Raw genomic sequence first — 230 nt, forward strand, 5'->3', positions numbered from 1 at the left:
ACTACTTATTTTTATGTTCTGAGAAGTATGTTTACTCAATTCATGAACAATAGAGTCTTTCGTAGATTCAGATATTGTTCTTTGTTTTACTTGTTTTCGTAATAATAGTAGTTCTTTTTCTGCATTAACGGTTTTTTCTTTTTGCGTCTCCAATTCTAAAGAAAGATGATCAGCTTTGTCTTTTTGATTTAAAATTTCTAATTCGAGTTCTTGAGCTTTTAAATCAGTTT

General features: G+C 27.8%; 1 protein-coding gene. It reads right to left on the reverse strand.

The features are described from left to right. On the reverse strand, positions 1-230 hold a 230-nt coding region (locus SB724_RS22085; protein ID WP_410573254.1), incomplete at both ends, for a hypothetical protein.

Origin of the sequence: Bacillus sp. SIMBA_031, assembly GCF_046535225.1 — a bacterium.
Lineage (GTDB): Bacteria > Bacillota > Bacilli > Bacillales > Bacillaceae > Bacillus > Bacillus velezensis.